A 2326-nucleotide genomic window follows, 5' to 3' on the forward strand; every position below is an offset into this window, starting at 1 on the left:
TCGCGTAAGTCCTGTTGGTGATAAAAAACCATCTCCGATTAAACCTTACTCCTTTCCTTCCGCCTTCTGTCTTCTGGCTTCTGCCTTCGATTCGCGCCTCGTGTAAGTATTCAAGCGCACATCATATTAATGGGGACATTACAACCAGAAGGCTGGTACTCTGGCACCAGATTACACAGTTGAGTAACAATACCTGCACGATCATTGAGTCGAGCTTTATCAAGGAGAACTATCAACTGCGGTTGCAAAATCTCCCAACTCCAAAAATATTCTTGAGCAGAGAAAATTTTATGATGTCGCGTGGGTTTGACATTATCCCCAGATATCAGCAACTCCTCATAGAGTTTTTCCCCTGGTCGCAATCCCGTTATTTTGATTTCAATGTCCTGTTGGGGAATAAGCCCACTCAAACGAATCATTTGCAAAGCGAGATCGTAAATGCGAATTGGTTCTCCCATATCCAGCAAGAATACCTCTCCTCCACTTGCCATTGCCCCTGCTTGCATCACTAAGCGAGCCGCTTCAGGAATGGTCATGAAATAGCGAGTAATTTCCCGATCGGTAACGGTAATGGGTTGACCTTGGGCAATTTGTCGGGAGAAGCGAGGCACAACCGAACCACTACTATTAAGGACGTTGCCAAATCTGACAATGGCAAAGCGGGTAGAATGTCCTGGTTGAGCTGCTAATGCCTGTACTACCAACTCTGCTACCCGTTTACTAGCGCCCATAATATTGGTAGGACGTACCGCTTTGTCAGTGGAAATCAAGACAAAGTTTTTCACAGCGCACTCAATGGCACAGCGGACCGTAGTCCAGGTTCCTAAAACGTTGTTCTCAATGCCTCGCGCTGCATTTACTTCTACCAGAGGAACGTGCTTGTAGGCTGCTGCATGGTAAACTGTCTCGACTTGATGATCCCTTAAAACAGTACTGAGATGATCCTTATCGGTGACATTGCCTAGGTAAGCAAAGCGCTGCAATTGAGGATAAGTTTCTGCTAGTTCGAGGTCAATATTGTAGAGAGCAAATTCACTGAGTTCGTAAAGTACTAGACACTGGGGCTGCTGCTTAGCAATTTGGCGACACAGTTCTGAACCAATGGAGCCTCCTGCACCAGTCACCAGCACTACTTTTCCTGTCACCTGCATTTCTAGTAGTTCAATATCAGGTGCAGCTTCTTCTCGTCCGAGGAGGTCAGCAATATCAATCTTGCGAAGTTTCTCAATAGAAACTCCACCAGAGAGCATTTCATTTAAGGAGGGTACGGTTTTAACAGGAATTGAAAGACTCTGTAGGCGTTCTAGAATACAGCGTTTTCTTTCTTTTGTTACCGAAGGCATTGCCAAAATTACCGTATCAAAAGCTTTTTGTCGCCAAAGTAACGGCAACTCAGCAGGAGAGTAAACCTTGAGTCCCTGTATGACTACATGGTGTTGCAAATCAGAGTTGTCATCGATAAAGGCAATTAGTCGGTAAGTTCGGTGATTCGCTAAAGCAGCAGCAAGCTGATAACCTGCTGCCCCTGCACCATAGATCAGTAGCCCTTCTGGAGGTAAATTGCTATGGGCGTAATAGGCTAGATTATGAGTTGAGCTGCGAATTAGCAGTCGTAACCCAATCAGGAGAAATAGAGTAAGGAAGGCATCAATAATCAGAACTGAGGGAGGAAGAGGCCAAGAACCGTTTAAGTAAGCGAGGATCACTAAAACTCCGGAACTGTAGAAAACAGCTTGGAGTGCTGTGGTAATAAACTCTAGGCTTGTGTAGCGCAGAATAGGACGATAAATGCCACAGACTTGGAAGCCTATAAGTTTGACCACAATTAACAGGATAATTAGCCAAGCATACTGAACAATTCCTGAGAGGGGAAGTGTTTCGTCGAAGCGGAGCCAAAAAGCTAGATAAATAGCAAGGCAAAATAAAAATGCATCTAGAGCAACGAGGAACTGGCGCTTCTGCCGTCTGGAGATTGAGTTATAGCCACCATAAAGCTTAATCAGCAGGTAGTTAATATAGGATTTCATAAAGATAACGAATTCAGAAGGTTATTGCTTGTGCGATTTAGGGTCACTGGAACCCTAGATTAATGATTCTCTGCCCCACCAGTGGCACGACAGCGCTGACTAGAGCTAGATCCGCCCCTATCTGTAGCGACGACCTCCAAACAACGGGATTTTCGACCCAGATTGGGGGGAGATTGGGGTAAGACCGAGATAGGGATACTGTGGGAAAAAGTGCAATTGGCACTTAAGTAGAGGCAGTGCTGATTCTGGCGATGATTCCCCATAGCATTTCTATTTGAGATGTAAACATAGAAGTGATA

Annotated in this window: 2 protein-coding genes; both read right to left on the reverse strand. The window is 45.1% G+C overall.

Features of this window, described 5'->3' with window-relative positions:
* Positions 1 to 110: 110 nt before the first annotated feature.
* Positions 111 to 2027 carry a polysaccharide biosynthesis protein gene (locus F6K20_RS34595; RefSeq protein ID WP_287267484.1) on the reverse strand — a complete coding sequence of 639 codons (1917 nt, stop codon included), beginning with the start codon at positions 2025 to 2027 and terminating at the stop codon, positions 111 to 113.
* Positions 2028 to 2086: 59 nt separating this feature from the next.
* Positions 2087 to 2326, reverse strand: a 240-nt coding sequence (locus F6K20_RS34600) for a hypothetical protein (protein ID WP_287297821.1), incomplete at its 5' end; no start/stop codon positions are given.

It is taken from the genome of Moorena sp. SIO2C4 (genome assembly GCF_010672485.1).
Taxonomy (GTDB): domain Bacteria; phylum Cyanobacteriota; class Cyanobacteriia; order Cyanobacteriales; family Coleofasciculaceae; genus Moorena; species Moorena producens.

What these genes read in the sequence shown, in the direction of transcription:
- F6K20_RS34595 (WP_287267484.1), bottom strand. Translation starts at nt 2,027, where the DNA reads ATGAAATCCTATATTAACTACCTGCTGATTAAGCTTTATGGTGGCTAT.